General features: G+C 62.8%; 21 protein-coding genes. 16 read left to right on the forward strand and 5 right to left on the reverse strand.

Annotated elements, in window-relative coordinates; translation table 11 throughout:
* The first annotated feature begins 43 nt into the window (after window positions 1–43).
* Both quiC and BM110_RS25100 read left to right on the forward strand, forming a co-directional pair.
* Window positions 44–1,945: a 3-dehydroshikimate dehydratase QuiC gene (gene quiC / locus BM110_RS25095; RefSeq protein ID WP_093514359.1), complete on the forward strand. Its 1,902-nt coding sequence runs from the start codon at window positions 44–46 to the stop codon at window positions 1,943–1,945.
* Window positions 1,946–2,023: 78 nt separating this feature from the next.
* Window positions 2,024–2,665 (forward strand): TetR/AcrR family transcriptional regulator, encoded by a 642-nt coding sequence (locus BM110_RS25100; RefSeq protein WP_033897904.1) that lies wholly within the window; start codon window positions 2,024–2,026, stop codon window positions 2,663–2,665.
* Window positions 2,666–2,803: 138 nt separating this feature from the next.
* On the opposite strand, the gene BM110_RS25105 is transcribed toward BM110_RS25100, so the two are convergent.
* Window positions 2,804–3,652: a shikimate dehydrogenase gene (locus BM110_RS25105; protein ID WP_093514360.1), complete on the reverse strand. Its 849-nt coding sequence runs from the start codon at window positions 3,650–3,652 to the stop codon at window positions 2,804–2,806.
* Entirely contained in the window at window positions 3,649–4,098 is a 450-nt protein-coding gene (gene aroQ, locus BM110_RS25110; RefSeq protein ID WP_010206717.1) for a type II 3-dehydroquinate dehydratase, read from the reverse strand. The genes BM110_RS25105 and aroQ overlap by 4 nt, the downstream gene beginning before the upstream one ends.
* A gap of 206 nt (window positions 4,099–4,304) precedes the next feature.
* Here aroQ and BM110_RS25115 point away from each other — a divergent pair, with 206 nt between their 5' ends.
* The 7 genes from BM110_RS25115 (at window position 4,305) to BM110_RS25145 (ending at window position 13,929) form a co-directional block, all read left to right on the forward strand.
* Window positions 4,305–4,826 (forward strand): RNA polymerase sigma factor, encoded by a 522-nt coding sequence (locus tag BM110_RS25115; RefSeq protein WP_092248238.1) that lies wholly within the window; start codon window positions 4,305–4,307, stop codon window positions 4,824–4,826.
* 63 nt (window positions 4,827–4,889) lie between these two features.
* Window positions 4,890–5,888 carry a FecR family protein gene (locus BM110_RS25120; RefSeq protein ID WP_093514361.1) on the forward strand — a complete coding sequence of 333 codons (999 nt, stop codon included), beginning with the start codon at window positions 4,890–4,892 and terminating at the stop codon, window positions 5,886–5,888.
* A 150-nt stretch (window positions 5,889–6,038) separates the two neighbouring features.
* Window positions 6,039–8,696, forward strand: a complete 2,658-nt coding sequence (locus BM110_RS25125; RefSeq protein WP_093514362.1) for a TonB-dependent receptor — start codon at window positions 6,039–6,041, stop codon at window positions 8,694–8,696.
* A gap of 81 nt (window positions 8,697–8,777) precedes the next feature.
* Window positions 8,778–9,398: a heme acquisition protein HasA gene (locus BM110_RS25130; protein ID WP_092248247.1), complete on the forward strand. Its 621-nt coding sequence runs from the start codon at window positions 8,778–8,780 to the stop codon at window positions 9,396–9,398.
* Between the two features lie 162 nt (window positions 9,399–9,560).
* Window positions 9,561–11,297 carry a type I secretion system permease/ATPase gene (locus BM110_RS25135; RefSeq protein ID WP_093514363.1) on the forward strand — a complete coding sequence of 579 codons (1,737 nt, stop codon included), beginning with the start codon at window positions 9,561–9,563 and terminating at the stop codon, window positions 11,295–11,297.
* On the forward strand, window positions 11,294–12,619 hold the full coding sequence (locus BM110_RS25140) for an HlyD family type I secretion periplasmic adaptor subunit (RefSeq protein WP_093514364.1): 1,326 nt from the start codon (window positions 11,294–11,296) through the stop codon (window positions 12,617–12,619). The genes BM110_RS25135 and BM110_RS25140 overlap by 4 nt, the downstream gene beginning before the upstream one ends.
* On the forward strand, window positions 12,616–13,929 hold the full coding sequence (locus tag BM110_RS25145; protein ID WP_093514365.1) for a TolC family outer membrane protein: 1,314 nt from the start codon (window positions 12,616–12,618) through the stop codon (window positions 13,927–13,929). Before BM110_RS25140 ends, BM110_RS25145 begins: the two co-directional genes overlap by 4 nt.
* Before the next feature lie 70 nt (window positions 13,930–13,999).
* Here BM110_RS25145 and trmA read toward each other — a convergent pair whose 3' ends face one another.
* Together trmA and BM110_RS25155 are read right to left on the reverse strand one after the other, a co-directional pair.
* Window positions 14,000–15,079 carry a tRNA (uridine(54)-C5)-methyltransferase TrmA gene (gene trmA, locus BM110_RS25150; protein WP_093125837.1) on the reverse strand — a complete coding sequence of 360 codons (1,080 nt, stop codon included), beginning with the start codon at window positions 15,077–15,079 and terminating at the stop codon, window positions 14,000–14,002.
* Window positions 15,076–16,371: an NCS2 family permease gene (locus tag BM110_RS25155; protein ID WP_058427718.1), complete on the reverse strand. Its 1,296-nt coding sequence runs from the start codon at window positions 16,369–16,371 to the stop codon at window positions 15,076–15,078. Before BM110_RS25155 ends, trmA begins: the two co-directional genes overlap by 4 nt.
* A 173-nt stretch (window positions 16,372–16,544) precedes the next feature.
* Between BM110_RS25155 and BM110_RS25160 the strand changes: the two genes are divergently transcribed.
* The 4 genes from BM110_RS25160 (at window position 16,545) to BM110_RS25175 (ending at window position 20,760) form a co-directional block, all read left to right on the forward strand.
* Complete coding sequence (locus BM110_RS25160; RefSeq protein WP_093514366.1) at window positions 16,545–16,991, forward strand: DUF4879 domain-containing protein; 447 nt, start codon at window positions 16,545–16,547, stop codon at window positions 16,989–16,991.
* Between the two features lie 96 nt (window positions 16,992–17,087).
* A complete protein-coding gene (locus tag BM110_RS25165) occupies window positions 17,088–17,594 on the forward strand; it encodes a (2Fe-2S)-binding protein (protein ID WP_093514367.1) in 507 nt (168 codons plus the stop codon).
* Window positions 17,591–18,580: an FAD binding domain-containing protein gene (locus BM110_RS25170; protein ID WP_092248269.1), complete on the forward strand. Its 990-nt coding sequence runs from the start codon at window positions 17,591–17,593 to the stop codon at window positions 18,578–18,580. Before BM110_RS25165 ends, BM110_RS25170 begins: the two co-directional genes overlap by 4 nt.
* A complete protein-coding gene (locus BM110_RS25175; protein ID WP_093514368.1) occupies window positions 18,577–20,760 on the forward strand; it encodes a xanthine dehydrogenase family protein molybdopterin-binding subunit in 2,184 nt (727 codons plus the stop codon). Before BM110_RS25170 ends, BM110_RS25175 begins: the two co-directional genes overlap by 4 nt.
* Window positions 20,761–20,880: 120 nt before the next feature.
* Here BM110_RS25175 and BM110_RS25180 read toward each other — a convergent pair whose 3' ends face one another.
* Entirely contained in the window at window positions 20,881–22,131 is a 1,251-nt protein-coding gene (locus BM110_RS25180) for an MFS transporter (RefSeq protein ID WP_093125849.1), read from the reverse strand.
* 319 nt (window positions 22,132–22,450) lie between these two features.
* On the opposite strand from BM110_RS25180, the gene BM110_RS25185 reads away from it, so the two are divergent.
* The 3 genes from BM110_RS25185 to BM110_RS25195 are packed head-to-tail and all read left to right on the forward strand — an operon-like array spanning window position 22,451 to window position 25,079.
* Window positions 22,451–23,890 (forward strand): cytochrome ubiquinol oxidase subunit I, encoded by a 1,440-nt coding sequence (locus BM110_RS25185; RefSeq protein ID WP_071489952.1) that lies wholly within the window; start codon window positions 22,451–22,453, stop codon window positions 23,888–23,890.
* 1 nt (window position 23,891) lies between these two features.
* Entirely contained in the window at window positions 23,892–24,899 is a 1,008-nt protein-coding gene (gene cydB, locus BM110_RS25190; RefSeq protein ID WP_092248277.1) for a cytochrome d ubiquinol oxidase subunit II, read from the forward strand.
* 12 nt (window positions 24,900–24,911) lie between these two features.
* Entirely contained in the window at window positions 24,912–25,079 is a 168-nt protein-coding gene (locus BM110_RS25195) for a DUF2474 domain-containing protein (protein ID WP_071489954.1), read from the forward strand.
* The last annotated feature ends 62 nt before the right edge of the window (window positions 25,080–25,141 follow it).

Below are 25,141 nucleotides of genomic sequence, written 5' to 3' on the forward strand. Positions count from 1 at the left end.
ATTTGCCGTAAATAAGACGCGCCTTAAATGCCGGGAGTCGCCCATGCAACGCTCTATTGCCACCGTTTCCTTGAGCGGAACCCTGCCGGAGAAACTCGAAGCCATCGCGGCGGCCGGGTTCGACGGCGTAGAAATCTTCGAAAACGATCTGTTGTATTACGATGGCAGCCCCCGTGAAGTGAGGCAAATGTGTGCCGACCTGGGCATTGCCATCACCTTGTTCCAGCCGTTTCGCGATTTTGAAGGCTGCCGTCGAGACCGCCTTGCACGCAACCTGGAGCGCGCCGAGCGCAAATTCGACTTGATGCAGGAACTGGGCACCGACCTGGTGCTGGTGTGCAGCAATGCCTCCGCCGATTGCGTGGGCGACGAGCGCATTCTGCTCGATGACCTCGGCCTGCTCGCCGAACACGCCGGCCGTCGTGGCTTGCGCATTGGCTATGAAGCGCTGGCCTGGGGCAAGCATGTAAATACCTGGCAACAGGTGTGGAACCTGGTGCGTCAGGTCGATCACCCGAGCCTTGGTGTATTGCTCGACAGCTTTCATACCCTGTCCCTCAAGGGCGACCCGAGCGCCATCGCCGAGATCCCCGGCGACAAGATCTTCTTCGTACAAATGGCCGACGCGCCGATCCTGGCCATGGACGTGCTGGAGTGGAGTCGGCACTTCCGTTGCTTCCCCGGCCAAGGCGAATTCGACCTGGCTGGGTTCCTCGGGCCGATCATCAAGAGCGGCTACACCGGGCCGCTGTCCCTGGAAATTTTCAACGACGGCTTCCGCGCCGCGCCCACCCGTGCGAATGCGGCGGATGGCCTGCGCTCCCTGCTGTACCTCGAAGAGAAAACCCGCGAACGCCTGAAGCAGGAAGCGCCGACGCAACCGGTCGAGATTCTGTTTGATACCCCGCCTGCCAGCGAATACGACGGCATCGAGTTCCTTGAATTTGCCGTGGACGAGAGCCTTGGCGCCAAGCTCACCCACTGGCTGGAACGCCTGGGGTTCGTCAAGGCCGGGCAGCATCGCTCCAAGAGCGTGAGCCTGTTGCGCCAGGGCGATATCAACCTGATCCTCAACTGCGAACCCTATTCGTTTGCCCACAACTTTTTCGAGGCCCACGGGCCGTCGCTGTGTGCCACCGCGATTCGGGTCAAGGACAGCGCCAAGGCCCTGGAGCGGGCGGTGGCGTACAAAGGCCAGCCGTATCGCGGCCTGGTCGGGCCGAATGAGCTGGAGCTGGCGGCGGTACGTGCGCCGGATGGCAGCCTGATTTACCTGGTGGATGAGAGTGAAGGCGGGCTGTACGACACCGACTTCAACCTGCAGCCCGGCGTGTCATCCAGCGGCGGCTTGCTGCGTATCGACCATATGGCCATGGCCCTGCCAGCCGACAGCCTCGACAGCTGGGTGCTGTTCTACAAGAGCCTGCTGGATTTCGAAGCCGATGACGAAGTGGTACTGCCCGACCCTTACGGCCTGGTGAAAAGCCGCGCGCTGCGCAGCCGTTGCAGCTCGATCCGTCTGCCGCTGAACATCTCCGAGAACCGCAACACGGCGATTTCCCACGCGCTGTCGAGCTATCGCGGCTCGGGTGTGCACCATATCGCCTTCGACTGCGCGGATATCTTTGCCGAAGTGCGCCGCGCCAAGGAGGCCGGTGTGCCGCTGCTGGATATCCCGCTCAACTACTACGACGACCTGGCGGCGCGTTTCGATTTCGACGATGAGTTCCTCAGTGAGCTGGCGTACTACAACGTGCTGTACGACCGCGATACCCAGGGCGGCGAGTTGTTTCACGTCTACACCGAACCCTTCGAAGGGCGGTTTTTCTTCGAGATCATCCAGCGCAAGAACGGTTATGCCGGCTACGGTGCGGCCAACGTGGCGGTGCGCCTGGCCGCCATGGCCAAATCGCGCAGCGGTGCGGTGCGCCAGGCACGTTTATAACGACGGTTGCGGTGCTTTCTTTCGGGGAGCGTCGCGGCCCATAATCACGGCCTGCATAACACTGGCCGTGAGCGCACCATGACCACCGAGGCACCTCGCAAGAGTCGTAAGAACAATCCGGAAAAGACCCGCGAAAACATACTCCAGGAAGCCATCGTCGAGTTTGTCCAGCAGGGCCTTTCCGGCGCTCGCGTGGACGCGATCGCCGAGCGTATCCACACCTCCAAGCGCATGATCTATTACTACTTCGGCAGCAAGGAGCAGTTGTACGTCGAGGTGCTGGAGAAACTCTACGGCGACATCCGCAACACCGAGACCCGCATGAACCTCACGGCCCTGGAGCCGCGTGAAGCGATCCGGCGGCTGGTGGAGTTCACCTTTGATCACCATGACCAGAATGTGGATTTTGTGCGCATTGTCAGCATCGAAAATATCCACAATGCCGAGTACGTGAAGCGCACAGACACCATCAAGGCGATGAACAGCAAGATCCTTGAAGGGTTGGGGGAGACCTTGCGCCGTGGCGCCGAGCTGGGCTTGTTCCGGGAAGGGCTGGAACCGTTGGACGTGCACCTGCTGATCAACTCGTTCAGCTTTTACCGGGTGTCCAACCGCCATACCTTCAGTGAGATTTTTCAGATCGACCTGTCGGATGAGGCGGTTAAACAGCGGCATCGGGACATGATTTGTGATTCGGTGATGCGTTACCTCCAGGCCTGAAGTCTCAGGTTGGAATGCATTCAAAATGTGGGAGGGGGCTTGCCCCCGATGACAGTGGGTCAGCTACAGATAAGCTGGCTGATCCACCGCTATCGGGGGCAAGCCCCCTCCCACATTTGGATTTTTATTCCAACTCAGTCAGGTATTCATGCTCTTGAAGTGCGCCAGCATGCGCTGCGCATCCGGCACTTCCCCACAGAACAGCTCAAACGCCTTCACCGCCTGAAACACCGCCATGTTGCCGCCATCCAGGGTGCGACAGCCCAATGCGCGGGCATCGCGCAGCAGTTCGGTTTCCAGCGGGAAATACACGATTTCCGCCACCCACAGGTCTGCCCTTAGCAAAGCGGCGGGCACCGGTGTGCCGGGCAGCTTGGCCATGCCCATCGGCGTGGTGTTCACCAGCCCATCGGCCTCGGCCACGGCGTTTTCTACGTGGTTGCCCACTTGGGCGCGCCCTGGGCCGAAACGTAGCGTGAGGTTCTCCACCAGGTCGCGGGCACGGGCGGGGTCCACATCGAAAATACTCAACTGTTGCACTCCCTCGGCCAGCAGCGCATGGGCCACTGCGGCACCTGCACCGCCGGCGCCCATCTGCACCACGCGTTGGCGGGCGACATCACTCAAGTTGCGCCGGAACCCTTCGGCAAATCCCAGGCAATCGGTGTTGTGGCCGATGCGCTTGCCGTCCTTGAACACCACTGTGTTGACCGCGCCAATGCCATGGGCCTCGTCGGAGAGTTCATCGAGCAGCGGTAGGATAGCCTGCTTGCACGGGTAGGTAATGTTCAGCCCGGTAAAGCCCATGAGCTCGGCGGCGCGCAGCAGATCGGGCAAGGCGTCGATGTCCAACTGCCGGGGCTCAAGGTCGATCAGGCGGTACAAGTAGCGCAAACCTTGGGCATCGCCTTCCTGTTCATGCAGCGCGGGCGTGCGGGAAGCCTGGATGCCAGCGCCGATCAGGCCGGCGAGGATGCGTGTTTTCATCGGGCCGATCCTTTGAGCAACTGGCTGAAGTGTTCCAGCGCCAAGTGGTAGCCGTGGCTGCCGAACCCTGCGAGCACGGCCTTCGCGATGGGTGACACAAAGGAGTGATGACGGAACGCTTCGCGGGCATGCACGTTGGAGAGATGCACTTCGATCACCGGCACTTCACTGGCCACCAGCGCATCACGGATCGCCACCGAGGTGTGGGTCCAGGCCGCCGGGTTGATCACGATCCCGGCGCAGCGGGCGCGGGCGCCGTGGATCCAGTCGAGCAGTTCGCCTTCATGATTGGTCTGGCGGAATTCGATTTTCAGGCCCAGCTGTTCAGCGCTGCGGCCGCACAAGGCCGCGACATCGGCCAGGGTTTCATGGCCGTAGGTAGCGGGCTCGCGGGTGCCGAGCAGGTTGAGATTGGGACCGTTGAGCACCAGCACGATAGGCGGCATGGGGTGTTCTCCACAATTCTTGTTAGTTGTGCAGATAAAATGTACTGAATGGTTAATTTGGTCAATTGATGGCGGCGTATGTGTTCGATTATCGAACCGTTAATCAGGCCGTTCATAAAGGCGGATCAGATTAGATATCAATTGAAAATCATTCTCGACAACGCTTAAGATGCCCGCCTGTTTCCTTAACATTCCAGGGAGTCGGTTTGTCGGACGTGGATCTCAAAGGCCTGTTTCTCAAGCATGCCGATGCCCTGCGCGGGTATCTGGCGCGCAAGGTACGGGACCCGCAGTTGGCCGCAGACCTGGTGCAGGAGAGCTTCCTGCGCCTGGCGGAAAAGCCGGCGGGCGAGCGCATCGACAACTCCCAGGGCTATCTCTATCGAACGGCAAGCAATCTGCTGATCGACCATATTCGCCAGGAAGCGCGGCGCAAGACTGACTCCGTGCCCCATGAGGCGCTGGCCGAGATTGAAGATGACGTGGCTGGGTTGGAGGTTCAGGCAATGGCGCAGCAACAGCGACAGGCATTGAAGCAGGCACTGGCGGAGTTGCCGGAGCGCACCCAGCAGATTTTCCGCCTCAACCGCATCGAAGGCATGACCCACGCCCAGGTCGCCCGGCACCTGGACATCTCTGACAGCTGCGTCCAAAAGCACCTGGCCAAAGCGTTGGCCTACGTGATGCAACGCTTGCAGGAAGGCGAGAGGGCACCATCCGACGAATGAATTACCGAAAAACGCCCGTTCACTCGTCACAGCGTTATATAACGAAAAATTCGAGATTCACACGTGAATAGCCAGGGTCCGCAGCAGCACAGCATTACCGAGGCGGCCGCCGATTGGGCGGTGCGCCTGCACGCCGGTGCCCTGACCGAACAGGAGCAGGCCGAATTGCGGCATTGGATCGCCTGCGACAGCCGCCACGAAGCGGCATTGCGTTTTGCCGAACAGACCTGGGCGGCACTGGGCGAGGTGTACAAGGAACCGCCGGTGAACCGCCAGCGCCCGTCGACGGCGACGCAGCCTGCGCGCGGGACCAGGCGGCGCCGGCCATGGCAACGTGCGGCGGCCGTCGCGCTGGTCGTGGTGGTAGCCGGTGTCGGCTGGGTGCGTGGTCCGGACTTGTTGCTGCACATGCAGGCCGACTACATCACCGAGAAAGGCGAAGTGCGCACCGTGCACCTGGCCGATGGCAGCAAGGTCGAGCTGGATTCCGCCAGTGCCATCCGCCTGGATTACGACAGTGTGCAACGCCGCATCAGCCTGCTGCAGGGCTCGGCGATCTTTGATGTGGCACCGAAGGTGGGCGAGGAAACCCGACCGTTCGTGGTGCAGAGCGCCGGCGGGCAGACCCGGGCGCTGGGCACGAAGTTTGTGGTGGAGCGCGAGGGCGACAGCCAGGCGTGGACCGGGGTGTTGGAACACAGTGTCGAGGTCACGCTGCAAGCCATCCCGAAAAAAGGCCCGGCCGACAAAGTGGTCAAACAAGGCCAGGCCGTACGCTACAGCACTCAGGAAGGCATCGTGCCTTTGGATCAACTCGACGTCGCGCGCGCCACCAGTTGGCGACGCGGTGTGTTGATCTTTGATCGCCAGCCGTTGGCCAATGTCATCGAACAACTCAACCGCTACCGTCCCGGGCGCGTGGTGTTGACTGACTCGGCCCTCGGCGAGCGTGAAGTCAGCGGCGTGTTCCGCCTCGACATGCTCGACACCGCCCTTGCCACGCTGACCCAGGAACTGCAGGTGCAACGCCTGGACCTGGCTGGCCTCAGCCTGATCTATTGATGACCCGGTGGGAGCCTGCTCCCACCGCCTGAAATCCCCCTTCCTGAAAAACTTTCAAAAAACCTTACTGACTTCCTGCGCGTCGCACGTCTTGCTAGGTGAGAAGCATTCGCATAAACAAGAAAACGCTCAGCGCAGGGAACAACAGAAATGTCAGCACTCAACAAGGGGCGTATCACCGCAAGCCGGTTAGCCCTGGCCATCCACTTGGGCCTGTTCGCCGCTGTGGCTCCGGTATTCGCTGCTCAGTCTCAGGCGAATGCTGCACGCCCTGCGGTGCTGATGCTGGATATCCCCGCGCAGTCCCTGGGCAGTGCTGTGCTGGCATTCGCCGACCAGGCCGGCCTGCAAGTGCTGTTCGACAGCCAGCGCCTGGCCGGTTTGCAGAGCACGGCCGTGAGAGGGCAATACAGCGTGCAGGAAGGTTTGGCGCGTCTGTTGGGGAATGCGCCGGTGGAGTATCGCTTCAATGGCGAACGCCAAGTCACCCTGACCCGCGTAGAGCAGAGCGGCGCCGCGTTGGCACTGGCGACCACCACGATCACCGGCCTGCACCCCAACGACTGGGTGTATTCATCGCCACGGTCGGTGAGTGTGGTCGGGCGTGAGCAACTGGATCGCAACCCACCACGGCATGCCGCCGAGATGCTCGAAGAGGCGCCGGGCGTCTACTCGGCGGTCAGCCAGCAAGACCCCGGTTTGTCGGTGAATATTCGCGGCATCCAGGACTACGGCCGGGTCAACATGTCGGTGGACGGCATGCGCCAGAACTACCAGCAAAGTGGCCACCAGCAACGCAATGGCACGCTGTATGTCGACCCGGAATTGCTGTCGGAGGTGGTGATCGAAAAGGGCGCCACGTCCACGATGGGCGGCGCCGGGGTGATCGGTGGTGTGGCCAATTTTCGCACCGTGGAAGCCGCCGACCTGCTCAAGGGCGGCAAGGAAATCGGTGGGCGCATCCGCTTGACCACCGGGCTGGGTGGGCGCAGCAACGGCACGCATTTTATCGGCAGTTCGGCGTTTGCCGTGGGCACCGATGTGTGGGACATGTTGGTGGCTGCCAGTGAACGTCATCTCGGCGACTACAAACCCGGCACCCGGGGCAGCATCGGCGAGTTGCGCACCGGCAGTTCTTTCCTGCCGGCCAGTGAAGACCGGATCAAAAACTCCACTGTCGAGTACACCGGCTCGGTGATGCGTTCACGCCTGCTCAAGCTGGGTCTGAACCTGCCGGTGGATCAGCGTCTGCAATTGAGCTACCTGACCACCGAGGTCGACTACGACGACGTCAACATGATGACCGCCGAAAAGGCCCAGCTCTGGGAGAAGCTCGGCAGCAGCAATGTCACGGCGCAGAACTTCGCACTGGACTACAGCTACACGCCGGACAACCCGCTGATCGATTTCAAGGCCAAGCTCTACTACGTCGACACCCGCAATGACCAGACCACACTGACCCGTGGCAGCAGCAAGGGCTACGACGTTACCTACCAGACCAACACCTATGGTTTGCAGGCGCAGAACATTTCGACCTTCGCCTTGAGCGAGCTGTCGGTAATCAAGGCCAACTACGGCCTGGAGTTTTTCTACGACAAGGTCCGGCCGGATTCCAATCAAATGGTGGCCGCCGATTCGGCGGTGACGGCCTCGGCGGCGGAAAGCATCACGCCCAGAGGTGACCGGGCGATGGGCAGCCTGTTCGCGCGCCTGGACTACGACTACGACAACTGGCTGAACCTCAATGCCGGGTTGCGTTACGACCGCTATCGGCTGCGCGGCGAGACCGGCCTGAACACCCGTACCTTCATCATCGGCACCACGCGACAGATCGGCTTGCCCATGACTTATGACGTGGATCGGGAAGAGGGGCACTTCTCGCCGACCTTCGGCCTGTCAGTCAAGCCCGGCGTGGATTGGCTGCAACTGTTCGCCACGTACGGCAAGGGCTGGCGCCCTCCGGCCGTCACCGAAACACTGGTCAGCGGCCGGCCCCACGGCGGCGGTTCGGAGTCGATTTTCCCCAACCCGTACTTGAAGCCCGAGACGTCCACGGCCTGGGAGGTCGGCTTCAACGTGCTCAAGGAAGACCTGCTGTTCGCCGAGGACCGCGTGGGCATGAAGGTGTCCTACTTCAACACCCGCGTGGATGACTTTTCCTATATGGCCCTGGGGGTGCAGCCGCCCGGTTATGGCATCGCCAATATCGGCAATGCGGCGTATGTGAACAACCTGGAAGCCACCCGTTTTCGCGGCCTCGAGTACCAGCTGGATTACGACGCCGGGTTCGCCTACGGCCAGTTCAACTACACGCGCATGCTCGGCAGTAATACGTTCTGCAGCAAGACCGCGTGGCTGGGTGGTGTCACCAAGATCCAGAAAGGCCCGGGCAGCCGAGCGCCGGTAGACGCGATGGTGCCGGACGACGTGGCCAATGCGGGGCAGAGCTGCAGCGCGATCCTGGGCTCCTCCGAACACATGCCGATGGACCGCGGCACCGCGACGCTGGGCGCACGCTTGTTCGAGCGCAAGTTGGATGTGGGGGTTCGTGCGCGCTACAGCGGCGGTTACTACGTCAAAGGTGGCGCCGGCGTGACCACCTCGCAAACCGGCGTCTACCCGGCTGACTGGAAGCCCTACACCGTCTATGACCTCTACAGCAGCTACCGCGCCACCGAGCAGTTGACCCTGCGCCTGGCCATGGAAAACGTCACCGACCGCGCCTACCTGGTGCCGCTGGGCGACGTACTGGCCTTCACCCTCGGGCGTGGGCGCACCTTGCAGGGCACCGTTGAATATCAGTTCTGACCGATTTTGCCCAGTGACGGGCAAAACCACAGCAGGCACTGGCTTGCTGCGGAGATACCACCCCATGATTTGGAGTTTTGCATGAGCATTTCTATTTCATACAGCACCGCCTTCGCCGCGAACACCGTTGCCGAGTACCTGAGCGACTGGTCGGCTTACTTTGGTGACCTGAACCACCGTGAAGGGTCGGTCAAAGAGGGTTCGAACACCGGTGGTTTCAATCCTGGCCCGTTCGACGGCACCCAATATGGCGTGTCGAGCACCGTCAGCGATGCCGCGGTGGTGGCCAACGGCGACCTGCATTACACCTTGTTCAACCCGCCGTCGCACACCTTGTGGGGTTCGATCGACTCGCTGGACCTGGGCACCATTCTGACGGGCGGCGCTGCCGGCGGTAGCTACGCCCTCGCCGAGCAGGAAGTCAGCTTCGCCAACCTGGGCCTGTCGAGCCTGCAGTCCGAAGGCCGCGACGGCCAGGTGCACAAAATCGTCTACGGCCTGATGAGCGGCGACAGCTCGGCACTGGCGTCGGCGATCGACTCCCTGCTCAAGGACATCGACCCAAGCCTGTCGATCAACTCGACGTTCGACCAACTGGCCGCTGCCGGTGTGGCGCATGTGGACTCGGCTGCTGTCGCCGCCTCCGACGTGGCGCTGGTGGGCGTACAAGACGTGCCTCAGGACTTCGCGCTGGCCGCTTAAGCAAAAAAGCGAATGGAAGATCGCTCTCCCATTCGCCGCATGACACACCGCCGTCGCCCAAGCCTTCTATCTCTTCAGCGACGGCGGTGCCGAATTCTGCGCAGCGTCGTACAGCCTGTCAACGCAACGGCGCTGCCCGCTCAACCCTTTGAGAATCCCCAGATGCGCCACGCCGGCAACGAAACCCTGGCTGCCCTCACGGCCTATAAAAGTGGCTTCTTCAACATCGGCCTGTTCTCGGCGGTGATCAACCTGCTGATGCTCGCCCCGGCGCTGTACATGCTGCAGGTGTACGACAGGGTGCTGGCTTCGGGCAACCAGATGACCCTGCTCATGCTGACGCTGATGATCCTTGGCCTGGTCGGCCTGATGGGCGCGTTGGAGTGGGTGCGCAGCCAGGTGGTGATCCGTCTCGGCACGCAGATGGACATGCGCTTGAACCAGCGGGTGTACGACGCCGCGTATGAAGCGCAACTCAAGGGCGGCACCCAGGCGGCCGGCCAGGCGTTGCATGACCTGACCACGCTGCGTCAGTTCGCCACCGGCCAGGCGTTGTTCGCGTTTTTCGATGCGCCGTGGTTTCCGGTGTACCTGTTGGTGATCTTCCTGTTCCACCCCTGGCTCGGGCTGTTGGCGCTGGTCGGCGCAGTGCTGTTGATCGTGCTGGCGTGGGTCAACCACCACGTCAGCCAGGCCCCGATGGCCCTGGCCAGCCAACTGTCGATCAGCGCCAGCCAGCAGGCCACGGCTAACCTGCGCAATGCCGACACCATCGAAGCCATGGGCATGCTCGCCACCTTGCGCGCGCGTTGGTTCGGCCAGCACCAGGCGTTCCTGGCGCAGCAGAACCTGGCCAGTGAAAAGACCGCGACGGTCACCGCCTGGTCCAAGGGCGTGCGCCTGGCATTGCAGTCGCTGGTGCTGGGCCTGGGCGCGTTGCTCGCGGTGCAGGGTGACATCACGCCGGGGATGATGATCGCCGGTTCGATCCTCATGGGCCGCGTGCTCAGCCCCATCGACCAGTTGATCGGCGTGTGGAAGCAGTGGGGCTCGGCGCGCCTGGCGTTTGATCGCCTGTCACAGATGCTGGAGGCCAACCCGGCCCGGCCCGAACGCATGAGCCTGCCGGTGCCCAAGGGCCAACTGAGCGTCGAGCAAATCAGCGCCTGCGCCCCCGGCAGCCGTCGACCGGCGCTGGCCAACCTGGGTTTCAGCCTGGCGACGGGCGAGGTACTGGGGGTGATCGGGCCGTCAGGCTGCGGCAAATCCACCCTGGCCCGGATCCTGGTGGGCGCCTGGGCACCCTTGGCCGGCAAGGTGCGGCTGGACGGTGCCGACCTGGCCTTGTGGGACAGACAGCAACTGGGCCCGCACATTGGCTACCTGCCGCAGGACATCCAGCTGTTCGCTGGCAGCATCGCGCAAAACATCGCGCGGTTTGCCGAGGTCGACGCGGACAAGGTCCTTGCCGCCGCACAAATGGCCGGCGTGCATGAGCTGATCCTGCAACTGCCGCAAGGCTACGACACGCCGTTGGGCGAAGGCGGCGCCGGGCTGTCCGGTGGCCAGAAACAGCGGGTCGGCCTGGCGCGTGCGCTGTACGGCCTGCCTGTGCTGATCGTGCTGGACGAGCCCAACGCCAACCTCGACGAGGTGGGCGAACAGGCCCTGCTCCAGGCCATCGGCCAGCTCAAGCAACAGCGTCGCACGGTGATCCTGATCACCCACAAGCCCAACGTACTGACCCTGACGGACCAGTTGCTGATCCTCAAGGACGGCCAGTTGCAGGCCTTCGGGCCGACGGCCCGCGTGTTGGAGGCACGGCAGAAACCGGCAGCGAGCAAGCCAGTGTCGACCCTGAACATGAGTTACCGCCTTGGTGAAGGAAAACAGGCATGAGCCAGAGCAAACCCGTGCTGATCAGTGACGCGCCGAACAATGTGCTGGCGCTGGATGATAAAAAATATTCGCGCCTGGGTTGGCTGCTGATGCTCGGCGGTTTTGCCGGGTTTCTCGGCTGGGCAGCGTTGGCGCCGTTGGACAAGGGTGTTGCGGTGCCGGGCAAGGTCATGGTCTCGGGCCATCGCAAGACGGTGCAGCACCCGGCCGGGGGGATCGTGGAGCGCATCGAGGTGCGCGACGGTGATGTGGTCAGCGCTGGCCAGGTCCTGCTGCGCTTGAAAGAAACGCCTTTGCGCGGGCAGATGCAGTCCCTGCGCAGCCAGTACCTGGCATCCCTGGCCAGTGAGGCGCGCTTGAGTGCCGAAAGCGAAGGGCTGGCGGCGATCCGCTTCGGCCCCGAGCTGCTCAACGATCCCGAGGCGACGGGCACGCTGAACCTGCAACGGCAACTGTTCCAGAGCCGGGCCCAGGCACTGGCCACCGAGCAACAAGGCCTGCGCGAAACCATCGCCGGCGCCGAGGCGCAGTTGCGTGGCACGCGGGATTCGCAAGCGAGCAAAGTCCGGCAGCGGGCGGCGTTGAATGAGCAACTGCAAGGCCTGCGCGAGTTGGCGCGTGACGGTTACATACCGCGCAACCGCCTGCTCGACAGCGAGCGGCTGTACTCACAGATCGACGGCGCCATCGCCGAAGACGACGGGCGCATCGGCCAATTGCAGCGCCAGGTGATGGAACTGCGCCTGCGCATCCGCCAGCTTGGCGAAGACTTTCAGAAAGACCTGCGCGGCCAGTTGGCCGAGACCCGCACCCGCAGCGACGACCTGCGCAATCGCCTGGCCTCGGCCGAGTTCGAACTGGCCAACAGCCTGGTGCGAGCGCCGGCGTCGGGCGTGGTGGTGGGGTTGGACGTGTACACCGAAGGTGGCGTGATCAAGCCCGGCCAGGCGTTGATGGACATCGTGCCCCAGGGCGAGCCCTTGCTGGTGGAGGCGCGGGTGCCGGTGCAGATGGTCGACAAAGTGCATCCGGGCTTGCCGGTGGAGTTGATGTTCTCGGCGTTCAACCAATCCACCACGCCACGGGTGGCCGGTGAGGTGACGCTGGTTTCGGCGGACCGCCAGGTCGATGAGCGCACCGACGAGCCGTATTACACGCTGCGTGCCCAGGTCAGCGCGGCGGGCATGCAGCAACTGGACGGCGTGCAGATCCGTCCGGGCATGCCGGTGGAAACCTTCGTCAAGACCGGGGAGCGCTCGATGCTCAACTACCTGTTCAAACCGTTGATGGATCGCACCCACATGGCGCTGGTGGAAGAATGAAGGCGCTGCTGTTTACCTTGTGTTTGGGGTGTACCTCGGCGCACGCCTTGGGTTTGCTGGATGCCTACGACCTGGCCCTGCGCAATGACCCGACCTTTCAGGCCGCGATCCAGGCGCGTGAAGCCGGTGAAGAAAACCGCGTGATCGGCCGCGCGGCGCTGTTGCCGAACCTATCGTGGAGCTACAACAACTCGCGCAACGAATCCGAAGTGACGGCGGGTGATGTCACCAGTGACCGTGACTACCGCAGTTACGCGTCGACCCTGACCTTGCAACAACCGCTGCTGGATTACGAGGCCTACGCGCGCTTTCGCCAGGGCACCGCCCAGGCGTTGATGGCCGATGAACGCTTTCGCGGCAAGAGCCAGGAGCTGGCGGTGCGGGTGCTCAACGCCTACAGCCAGGCTTTATTGGCCCAGGAGCGAATCGAGCTGAGCCGCGCACAGAAACGTGCGTATGCCGAGCGCCTGCAACTCAATGACCGCCTGCTCAAAGGTGGCGAAGGCACGCGTACCGATATGCTGGAAACCCAGGCGCGCCTGAGCCTGGCCCAGGCCGAAGAGATCGAATCCCAGGATGCCCAGGACAGCGCCCTGCGCGAGTTGGAAGCCATCGTCGGCCAACCGTTGCAGATCGAAGAACTGGCGCCACTGACGCGCCAATTCGAGATCCCGCCGCTGGAACCCAACCGTTTCGAAACCTGGCGCGAACTGGCCATGGCCAACAACCCGGAACTCCAATCCCAGCACCACGCCCTGGACGTGGCCGCCTATGAAGTGGAACGCAAACGCGCCGGGCACCTGCCCAAGGTCAGCCTGTACGCCACCAGCCGCCAGACCCGCTCCGACTCGGAGAGCAGCTACAACCAGAAGTACGACACCAACACGGTCGGCATCCAGGTCAGCCTGCCGCTGTTTGCCGGTGGCGGCGTATCGGCCTCCACGCGGCAGGCGGCGAACCAGCTGTCTCAAGCCCAGTACGAGCTGGACGCGCAAACCTCGGCCACGCTGGTGGAGTTGCGCAAACAGTTCAACCTCAACACCAGCGGCGCGGCCAAAGTGCGTGCTTATGAAATGGCCGTCAGCTCTGCGACGGCTTTAGTCGCTGCGACGAAAAAGAGTGTGGCCGGCGGTGAGCGGGTCAACCTCGACGTGCTCGACGCAGAACAACAACTCTTCACCGCCCGCCGCGATTTGGCGAATGCGCGACATGCCTATCTGCTGGCGAGGATTCAGCTGAAGTATTACGCGGGGTTGCTGAGCGAGCAGGACTTGCGGGCCTTGGCGGGGTATTTCCAGCCTTCGGCCTGACAACGATAGTTGCTCCGATGTGGGAGGGGGCAAGCCCCTCCCACCTTTGGATCTTCGGTGTCCTGCAGTATTACCGGCGGGTCAACAACACCCCGGATTCCATGTGGTGCGTCCACGGAAACTGGTCAAACATCGCGCATTTCGTAATCTTATGCGTGTCATGCAGTTGCGCGATGTTCGCCGCCAACGTCTCCGGGTTGCAGGAGATGTACAGGATGTTGTCGAAACGTCGGGTCAGTTCGCAGGTGTCCGGGTCCATGCCGGCGCGTGGTGGGTCGACGAACACGCTGCCGAATTCGTAGCTTTTCAGGTCGATGCCGTGCAGGCGGCGGAACGGGCGCACTTCGTTGAGGGCTTCGGTGAGTTCTTCGGCAGAGAGACGCACCAGCGTGACGTTACCCACCGCGTTTTCATCGAGGTTGCTCAGGGCCGCATTCACCGAGGTCTTGCTGATTTCGGTAGCCAGCACGTTGCGCACGCGCGTCGCCAGGGGCAGGGTGAAGTTGCCGTTGCCGCAGTACAACTCCAGCAGATCATCCGGGCGATCGCCCAGGGCGTCGTAGGCCCAGTTGAGCATCTTCTGGTTCACCGTGCCGTTGGGCTGGGTGAAGGCACCTTCGGGCTGGCGATAGCTGAAGGTGCGCCCGCCGACTTCGAGCTTTTCCACCACGTAGTCATGGCCGATCACATCGCGCTTGCCCTTGGAGCGGCCGATGATGCTGACATTCAAGTCGGCAGCCAGCTGGTTGGCGGCGGTGTGCCAGTGCTCGTCCAGCGGGCGGTGATAGCACAGGGTGATCATCGCGTCGCCGGCCAGGGTGGTGAGGAACTCCACCTGGAACAGCTTGTGGCTCAGGGCGGCACTGGCTTGCCAGGCGGCCTTGAGCTGCGGCATCAATTGGTTGATGCGCTGGCTGGCGATGGGGAACGCTTCGATCAGGATCGGCGTGCGCTTGTCGTCCTGGGAGAACATCGCGTAGTGGCGTTCACCGCCTTCGCGCCACAGGCGGAACTCCGCGCGCAGGCGGAAGTGCTGCAGCGGCGAGTCGAAGACCTGCGGCTCGGGCGCGTCGAACGGTGCCAACAGGTCACGCAAGCGCGTGACCTTGTCTTGCAGTTGAGCGGTGTAGCGTGCGGCGTCAAAAGTCATGCGTTGAACCAGCCCAGCTTGATCACGAACAGAATCGACAGAATCACCAGCGCCGGGTTCAGCTCACGGTAGCGGCCCGAAAGCAGCTTGATGGCGGTCCAGGCGATGAAACCGAAGGCGATGCCGTTGGCGATGGAGTAGGTGAAAGGCATTGCCAGGGCGGTGATCACCACCGGCGCTGCTACGGTAATGTCGTCCCAGTCGATTTCGGCCAGGCCCTGGGTCATCAGCACTGCCACGAACAGCAGGGCCGGCGCGGTGGCGAAGGCTGGGACGCTGGCGGCCAGTGGCGAGAAGAACAACGCCAGCAGGAACAGGATCGCGACCACGATGGCGGTCAAGCCGGTGCGGCCGCCGGCGCTCACGCCCGCCGCCGACTCGATGTAGCTGGTGGTGGTCGAGGTGCCGAGCAGGGAGCCGGCCATGGCGGCGGTGCTGTCGGCGATCAGCGCACGGCCCATTTTTGGCATGTGGCCATCCTTGCCCATCAGGCCGGCACGCTTGGCCACGCCGATCAGGGTGCCGGAGTTATCGAACAGGTCGACGAACAGGAAGGCGAAGATCACGCTGACCAGGCCGATATCCAGCGCGCCCTTGATATCCAGCTGCAGGAAGGTCGGGGCCAGGGACGGTGGCATCGACGTGACGCCGCCAAAAGGCGTGACGCCCAGCAGGATGGACACGAGGGTCACCGCCAGGATGCCGATCAGCACCGCGCCGCGCACGGCCAGGGCTTCCAGGGCCACGATCAGCACGAAACCGAGGGTGGCGAGAATTGGTGCCGGTTGTTTCAAGTCGCCCAGGCCCACCATGGTGGCCGGGTTGCTGACCACGATGCCGGCGTTGTGCAGGGCGATCAAAGCCAGGAACAGGCCGATACCGGCGGCAATCGCCGAGCGCAGGGGCAGGGGGATGGCGTTGATGATCCACTCACGGATACGGAAGATCGACAACAGGAAGAACAACACCGCCGAAATGAACACCGCACCCAGCGCCACCTGCCAGGTGTGGCCCATGTGCAGCACCACGGTGTAGGTAAAGAAGGCGTTGAGGCCCATGCCCGGCGCGAGGGCGATCGGGTAGTTGGCGATCAGGCCCATCACGGTCGAGCCGATGGCGGCCGCCAGGCAGGTCGCGACGAACACCGCGCCCTTGTCCATGCCGGTCTCGCCGAGAATGCTCGGGTTAACGAACAGGATGTAGGCCATGGCCAGGAATGTCGTGATGCCCGCGAGGATCTCGGTGCGCACGTTGGTGTTGTGTGCCTTGAGTTGAAACAGCTTTTCCAGCATGCCTGCTCCCTGTGACGCTCTGTGGCGTCGTGATTTGTTGACCTCTAAGTCAAAGCACAAACTGCGCCAAGCGCCTTTGGTTTCAGAGAGGATCGGAAAAAGCGGCGCATCATACCAGCAGCCGAGGCCTTGAGGCATACTGCGCCGACGTTTAAACCAAGGTCATCTGCAACATGAAAAACGCCAGCCCGTGGAGTCTAGCCCTGATCCCCTGTATCAGCCTGTTGCTCAGCGCAGCACCGGCCTGGGGCGCGACTGCACCGCCGTTGAGCGAAGTGCGCGTGTTCAAGGTTGAATCGGCGGCGTGCACGGAAACCATCCCCGAGCGCGCACAAAGCACGCAGATGTGCACGCACCGTGGGCCCACCAAGGTGTCAGTCATGGAAGTCGGCCTAGGCAACAACCCCATGGGCCGCTTTGATGGCGCAGAGCTCAATGGGCAGCGCACGGCGGTCTGCCAGGTCGGCAACATCAGCGAGGCCTGCAACGGGGCCGGCACACTGATGGGCTACATCTATGTATTTGACCTGAACGTGCAGGCCCAGGGCTGGTTCCAATACAGCAATTCTTCGATCAACCCCCCGCAGAACACGCTGACGACGCTGCTCAATATCCGCTGATCAATCACCTTGAACGCTCATTACCCCGGGAAGTCGTACCCCTGAGACGGCGATTTCCCTGAACGCCGCGGATGTCCACCAACCCGTGAGGTGTTTATGAGCGCAACCCCCAATGGCGCGGCGGCCCAACCGTTCGTCAGCCACCCGATACGCCTGAGCCTCAACGGCCAGGACCGCCAACTGGATGTATTGCCCTGGACCACACTGCTCGACCTTCTGCGCGAGCAACTTGACCTTGTCGGTAGCAAAAAAGGCTGCGACCACGGCCAATGCGGCGCCTGCACGGTATTGCGCGACGGCAAGCGGATCAATGCCTGCCTGACCCTGGCGGTGATGTGCGACGGCGCCGAGCTGACCACTATCGAAGGCCTGGCCGACGGCGACCAACTGCACCCGATGCAGCAGGCGTTTATCAAGCACGACGCCTTCCAGTGCGGCTACTGCACCCCCGGCCAGATCTGTTCCGCCGTGGGCCTGGCCAATGAAGGCCGTGCCCACGACACCGCGCAGATCCAGGAGCTGATGAGCGGCAACCTGTGCCGCTGCGGCGCCTACAGCAATATCCGCGATGCCATCGAGGAAGTCCTGGAGGGCAAACCATGAACCCCTTCCATTACAGCAGGCCGACCGGCGTACAGGAGGCCGTGCACCTCAGCAGCGCCGCATCGCGCTTTATCGCCGGCGGCACCAACCTGCTGGACCTGATGAAAGAGAACATCAGCCGCCCCGAACACCTCATCGACATCACCGGCCTGCCGCTGCATGACATTCAGCAAACGTCCAGTGGCGGACTGTTGATCGGCGCCCTGGTGAGCAATGCCGACCTGGCCTGGCACCCGTTGATCGAACAGCGTTACCCGTTGCTCTCCCAAGCCATCCTCGCCGGTGCCTCGCCGCAGCTGCGCAATATGGCCAGTACCGGCGGCAACCTGTTGCAGCGCACCCGTTGCTACTACTTCTATGACGCCACGGTACCGTGCAACAAGCGCGAGCCCGGCAGTGGCTGCCCGGCGCGCACCGGCTTGAACCGCATCCATGCGATCCTCGGTGCCAGTGAGCAGTGTGTCGCTACCCATCCTTCGGACATGTGTGTCGCCCTGGCGGCATTGGCGGCGCGGGTGCATGTCGAGGGCCGTGGCGGTGCGCGGATCATCGAGTTCGCCGACTTCCACCGCCTGCCCGGTGATACGCCGCAACGGGACAACCTGCTGGCCGACGATGAACTGATCACCGCCATCGAACTGCCTGCCGACAACCTGGCAAGCCATAGCAACTACCTGAAGATTCGCGACCGCGCCTCTTACGCCTTCGCCTTGGTGTCTGTCGCTGCAGCCCTTGAGCTGGACGGCGACCGCATCATTGATGCGCGCCTGGCGCTCGGCGGCGTGGCCCACAAACCCTGGCGCGACCGCGCGGTGGAAGCCGGGCTGATCGGCCAGGTTGTCAGCCGCGAAACCTTCAGCCAAGCCGCCGACGCCCTGTTGCAAGACGCGGAACCCTTGGAACACAACGGCTTCAAGATCAAGTTGGCGCGCCGGGGCATCATTCGTGCCCTGAGTGACGCCGCTGTTGCAGGAGAACGCCCATGACTGCCATCGGCAAACCCTTGGACCGGGTCGACGGTCTGCTCAAGGTTACCGGCCAGGCGCGTTACGCCGGTGAGTTTCCCGAGGAGGGCCTGCTGCATGGCAGCGTGGTGTCCAGCACCGTCGCCAAGGGCCGCGTGCTGCGTATCGACGCTTCCAGGGCGTTGGCGCTACCGGGGGTGGTGGCGGTAATTGATCACCTCAACCGGCCAAGAATCGCCAGCTACGACGACGCTTTCCAGGACGACGACGCGGCCGACGGCTCGCCGTTCCGCCCGCTGTACAACGACCGTGTGCTGTACAGCGGCCAACCCCTGGCCTTGGTGATCGCCGACAACCTCGAATTGGCGCGGCATGCCGGCTCCCTGGTGGAGATCGAGTACGCAACCGAAGCCTTCGAAACCGACCTGCTGGCCATGCAGGAACAGGCCTATGCCTCGCCGCAAACCCCGCCCAAGCCGCGCGGCAACTTCCAGGCCGAGTGGAGCGGCGCCCCCTTCAGCCTGGACCTGCACTACAGCACGCCCGTCGAACATCACAACCCGATGGAGCCCCACGCCAGCACCGTGCTGTATCAGCCGGACGGCACCCTGCATATCCATGACAAGACCCAGGGCCCGCAGAACTGCCAGGCCTATGTGCAAAAAGTCTTCGGCCTGGATAAAAGCCAGGTGCGCATCTTTGCCGCGTTCGTCGGCGGCGCGTTTGGCTCAGGTTTGCGCCCGCAGTACCAATTGCCGCTGGCGGTGATGGCGTCCCTGGCGCTCACACGCTCGGTGCGCGTTACCCTGACTCGCCAACAGATGTTCACCTTCGGCTACCGCCCGCGCACCTTGCAGCGTTTGCAGATGGGCGCGGCCGCCGACGGTCGTTTGCTCGCGCTGGGCCACACCGCTATCGGCCAGACCTCGCGCTTCGAGGATTTCAGCGAACATGTGGTGGAGTGGAGCGGCATGCTCTATCACTGCGACAACGTGCAACTGACCTACAACCTGGTGCCCCTGGACGTGTTCACGCCCCTGGACATGCGCGCACCTGGCGCAGCGCTCGGGGTGATCGGCCTGGAGTGCGCCATGGATGAACTGGCCTGCGCCTTGGGAATCGACCCGGTGCAACTGCGGCTGATCAACTACGCCGAGCGCAACCAGAACGAAGACAAACCCTGGTCAAGCAAGGCCCTGCGCGAATGCTACAGCGAAGGTGCCGAGCGTTTCGGCTGGAGCCAGCGCAACCCGGAACCGCGCAGCATGCGCGACGGTCGCCAGTTGATCGGCTGGGGCATGGCCGGCGGGGTGTGGGAAGCCATGCAGATGAAGGCCAGCGCCAAGGCGCGGATCGACGCGCAGGGCAAGCTGACGGTCAGCAGCGCCACCACCGATATCGGCACTGGCACTTACACGGTGATGACCCAGATTGCGGCGCAGGCCAGTGGCGTGGCGGTCGAGGACGTGGTCTTTGTGTTGGGCGATTCCTCATTGCCTACCGCACCGCTGCAGGGCGGCTCGTTTACCGTGTCTTCGGTGGGCACGGCGGTGCAGCAGGCCTGCGAAGCGTTGACCGGCAAACTGCTGGTCATTGCTCGGCAGACTTACCCGGTCTTCACGCAGGCCGAATCCGTACGCTTTGAAGACGGCCAGTTGCATACCGGTGACGTGAGTGTGTCGTTGGCGCAGTTGGTCAAGGACAGTGGCGAAGACGCGCTGGAGGTGCAGGTCGACAGCGAGCCCGACAAAAAACGCGAGGGCTATAGCACCGCGACCCATTCGGCGGTGTTTGTGGAAGTCCGGGTCGACGAAGACCTGGGCACCATCAAGGTCAGCCGCGTGGTCAGTGCGATTGCCGCCGGGCGCGTGGTCAACCCCAAGATGGCCCGCAGCCAGATTCTCGGCGGGGTGGTGTGGGGCATCGGCATGGCCCTGCATGAGGAAACCCAGACGGATCATCAGTTGGGGCGCTTCATGAATCACAGCCTGGCCGAGTACCACATCCCGGTGAACGCGGACATCGGCGAGATCGACGTGGTGTTTGTCGAGGAGCATGACGAGATCGTCAACGCCCTCGGGTCCAAGGGCGTGGGGGAGATCGGCATCGTCGGTGTTGCGGCGGCGGTGGCGAATGCGATTTATCACGCCACCGGCAAACGGGTGCGGGAATTTCCCATCACCCTCGATAAGGTGCTCTGACACGCTCTAGCCAGCACTGGTTATCAAGTGTGGGAGGGGGCTTGCCCCCGATGGGGGGTGTCAGTCAACGATGCTGTGACTGACATGGCGCTATCGGGGGCAAGCCCCCTCCCACATGGGTTATACGCTGGTTTTTTGAATAGGCTCTTCCACCGGCACGTGCATGCGGTCACGGTTGGCCAGGGTCGGGAACAGCTTGATCCACACGCCTGTTATCACCAGCGTACCGATCCCGCCCATGACCACGGCCGGCACGGTGCCGAACCAGTGGGCCGTGATCCCGGATTCGAATTCGCCCAACTGGTTCGACGCACCGATAAACAGGCCGTTGACCGCACTGACCCGACCGCGCATTTCATCCGGGGTTTCCAGCTGCACGAAGGACGCACGGATGACCATGCTGATCATGTCCGCCGCCCCCAGCACCACCAGCACCGCGAGGGAAAACCAGAAGGAGGTGGACAGGCCGAAGGCGATGGTCGCCACGCCGAACACACCGACAGCGGTGAACATCACGCGGCCCACATGGCGGTCCACCGAGAACCGCGCCAGCCACAGCGACATCAGCAACGCCCCCACCGCCGGCGCCGAGCGCAGCAGGCCCAGGCCCCAGGCGCCGGTCAGCAGGATGTCCTTGGCGAACACCGGCAACAGCGCGGTCGCACCGCCCAGCAGCACCGCGAACAGGTCGAGGGAAATGGCGCCGAGAATGTCCGGGCGGCTGCGGATAAACCGGATGCCGGCCAGCAGCGAATCCAGGGTGGCCTTGCCTTTATTCAATGGGGTCTGGCGGGCGGGCAGGTTGAGGGTCAGCACGCAGGCAATGAGGTACAGCACCACGGTAGGGCCATACACCCACACGCTGCCGAACGCGTAGAGCAAACCGCCGAGCGCCGGCGCGACAATGGTCGCCAGTTGCTGGGCCGACTGCGACGAGGCCACGGCGCGTGGGAACAGCGCGCTGGGCACGATGCTTGGCAGCAGTGCCTGGGTGGTGGGCATTTCGAACGAGCGCGCGGCACCCAGCAGGAAGGCGAGGATAAAGATCATCTCGCGGGTCACGTTGCCGGTCAGGCCGCCGATGGCCAGGCTCAGGGCAATCAGCGCCTGCACGGTCTGGCAGATGGCGGCCACCTTGCGTCGCTCATAGCGATCGGCCACATGCCCGGTGTGCAGCATGAACAGTACGCGCGGTACGAACTCCACCAGGCCGACCAGCCCCAGGTCCAGCACATTGCCGGTCAGTTGGTAGAGGTTCCAGCCGATGGCCACGGTGAGCATCTGGAAGCCGCTGGCGGTGAAGATGCGCGCCAGCCAGAACGCGATGAAAGGGCGGTGGTGACGCAACAGCAACGCGGGTTCACTAGGCATCGGGGAATTCAGATCAGAGCCAAAGGAAGCGCCGAGATTATCATTAAGTTGTAACAGATAGTTGCAACAACTGAGCTGAGGCAGTCTGTCACGCGGCAAAAGACCACACAGTTCATTCCTGAAAATGGGACTACTCTTTCAGCAATGCTTGATCCAGATCAATGCCCGCCCGGGCATCGGCCTGGTGGCCTGCGGGCCAGATTCCCTACGCGGTTGGCTAAAAAAAGAAACGAATCGAAATTCGCCAGACTCCATATCCGTGGGGGCAATGGGTGCAGGCTCCCGCCAGCAGCCGGTATTACCTGACAGAGGAAGACTTATGTTCGGTTTGGAGGCGCTCGATCTCGCCCGAATTCAATTTGCGTTCACCATCTCGTTCCACATCCTGTTCCCGGCGATCACCATCGGCCTGGCCAGTTACCTCGCGGTGCTGGAAGGCTTGTGGCTCAAGACCCACAACGACACCTACCGCGATCTCTACCACTTCTGGTCGAAGATCTTTGCCGTCAACTTCGGCATGGGCGTGGTGTCCGGCCTGGTCATGGCCTACCAGTTCGGCACCAACTGGAGCCGCTTCTCGGACTTTGCCGGCGCCGTCACCGGCCCGCTGCTTACGTACGAAGTGCTCACGGCGTTCTTCCTCGAGGCCGGTTTCCTCGGCGTGATGCTGTTCGGCTGGAACAAGGTCGGGCGCAACCTGCACTTCTTCTCCACCGTGATGGTGGCCGTGGGGACGTTGATTTCCACGTTCTGGATCCTCTCGTCCAACAGCTGGATGCAGACGCCCCAGGGGTTTGAAATCATCGATGGCCGTGTGATCCCGACCGACTGGTTCGCCGTGGTCTTCAACCCGTCGTTCCCCTATCGCCTGGCGCACATGGCCACGGCGGCCTTTGTGGCCACCGCATTCTTCGTCGGCTCCTCGGCAGCCTGGCACTTGCTGCGCGGCAAGGACAACCCGGCGATCCGCAAGATGCTCTCCATGGCGATGTGGATGGCCCTGATCGTTGCGCCCATCCAGGCGGTGATCGGTGATTTCCATGGCCTCAACACCCTGAAGCACCAACCGGCGAAAATCGCCGCGATTGAAGGCCACTGGGAAAACATCGGCAACGAACCGACTCCGCTGATCCTGTTTGGCTGGCCCGACATGAAGGCCGAGAAAACCAAGTACGCGGTGGAGATCCCGTACCTGGGCAGCCTGATCCTCACTCACTCCCTGGATAAGCAAGTGCCGGCCCTCAAGGAGTTTCCACCGGAAGACCGCCCCAACTCGACCATCGTGTTCTGGTCGTTCCGGGTCATGGTCGGCCTGGGCTTCCTGATGATCTTCACCGGCCTGTTCAGCCTCTGGCTACGCCGGGGCGACAAGATGTACACGTCCAAACCGTTCCTGTACCTGGCGTTGTGGATGGGGCCGTCCGGCCTGATCGCCATACTTGCGGGTTGGTTCACCACCGAGATCGGCCGCCAGCCGTGGGTGGTCTACGGGCTGATGCGCACGGCGGACGCGTCCTCCGGGCATAGCCTGGCGCAGATGACCATCACCCTGGTGTTGTTCGTGGTGGTGTACTTCGCGCTGTTCGGCGCAGGCCTGGGCTACATGATGCGCCTGGTGCGCAAAGGGCCTCAGACCCACGAAGGCAGCGAGCCCACCCATGGTGGCCCGGGCCAGAAACGTACACCGGCCCGTCCGTTGTCCGCCGCCGATGATGGCAGCGACGACGATCACGCGCACATCCAGCACAAGGGGCATTGAGATGGGTATTGATCTTCCGCTGATCTGGGCCGTGATCATTATCTTCGGCATCATGATGTACGTGGTCATGGACGGCTTCGACCTGGGTATCGGCATCCTGTTTCCGTTTATCCCGGGCAAGACCGACCGTGACGTGATGATGAACACCGTGGCCCCGGTGTGGGACGGTAACGAAACCTGGCTGGTACTGGGCGGCGCAGCGTTGTTCGGTGCGTTCCCGCTGGCCTATTCGGTGGTGTTGTCGGCGCTGTACCTGCCGCTGATCCTGATGCTGATCGGGCTGATCTTCCGCGGTGTGGCCTTCGAGTTCCGCTTCAAGGCCAAGGACCACAAGCGTCATCTATGGGACAAGGCCTTTATCGGCGGTTCCCTGGCGGCCACGTTCTTCCAGGGCGTGGCGCTGGGCGCATTCATCGATGGCATCCCGGTGGTGAATCGCCAGTTTGCCGGCGGTTCGCTGGACTGGCTCACGCCGTTCACGATGTTCTGCGGCGTGGCGCTGATCGTGGCCTACGCGTTGCTCGGCTGCACCTGGTTGATCATGAAGACCGAAGGCCCGCTTCAGGAAAAAATGCACAACCTGGCGCGACCGTTGGCCTTCGTTTTGCTGGCGGTGATCGGCATTGTGAGTATCTGGACGCCGCTGACGCACCCGGAAATCGCCTCGCGCTGGTTCACCCTGCCGAACCTGTTCTGGTTCCTGCCGGTGCCGATCCTGGTGCTGGTGACCCTGTACGGGTTGTTCCGTGCCGTGGCGCGTAATGCGCACTACACGCCGTTCCTGCTGACGCTGGTGCTGATCTTCCTGGGCTACAGCGGCTTGGGTATCAGCCTGTGGCCCAACATCATTCCGCCATCGGTGTCGATCTGGGACGCTGCCGCGCCGCCCCAGAGCCAGGGCTTCATGCTGGTGGGTACGCTATTCATTATCCCGTTCATCCTGGGCTATACCTTCTGGAGCTACTACGTGTTCCGCGGCAAGGTCACCCACGAAGACGGTTACCACTAGGAGGGGCGTTCCATGTCCGGCAAACCTTCGTTGCACGAGATTGAACAGGCCGAGAAGCAGCCGTTGTGGCGGCGCCTGGGGTGGCTGGCGATGATCTGGACGGGCAGTGTGCTGGCCCTGTTCGTCGTGGCCAGCCTGATGCGCATGTTTATGAGTGCGGCTGGCCTGACCACCCACTGACATCCCGATCCGGGCTTTGCGGCCCGGCTTTCCAGCCCTGCTTTTCGCCAGAGAAGCAGGGT

This window comes from Pseudomonas sp. NFPP28, assembly GCF_900115535.1.
In the GTDB taxonomy this organism is placed as follows: domain Bacteria; phylum Pseudomonadota; class Gammaproteobacteria; order Pseudomonadales; family Pseudomonadaceae; genus Aquipseudomonas; species Aquipseudomonas extremorientalis.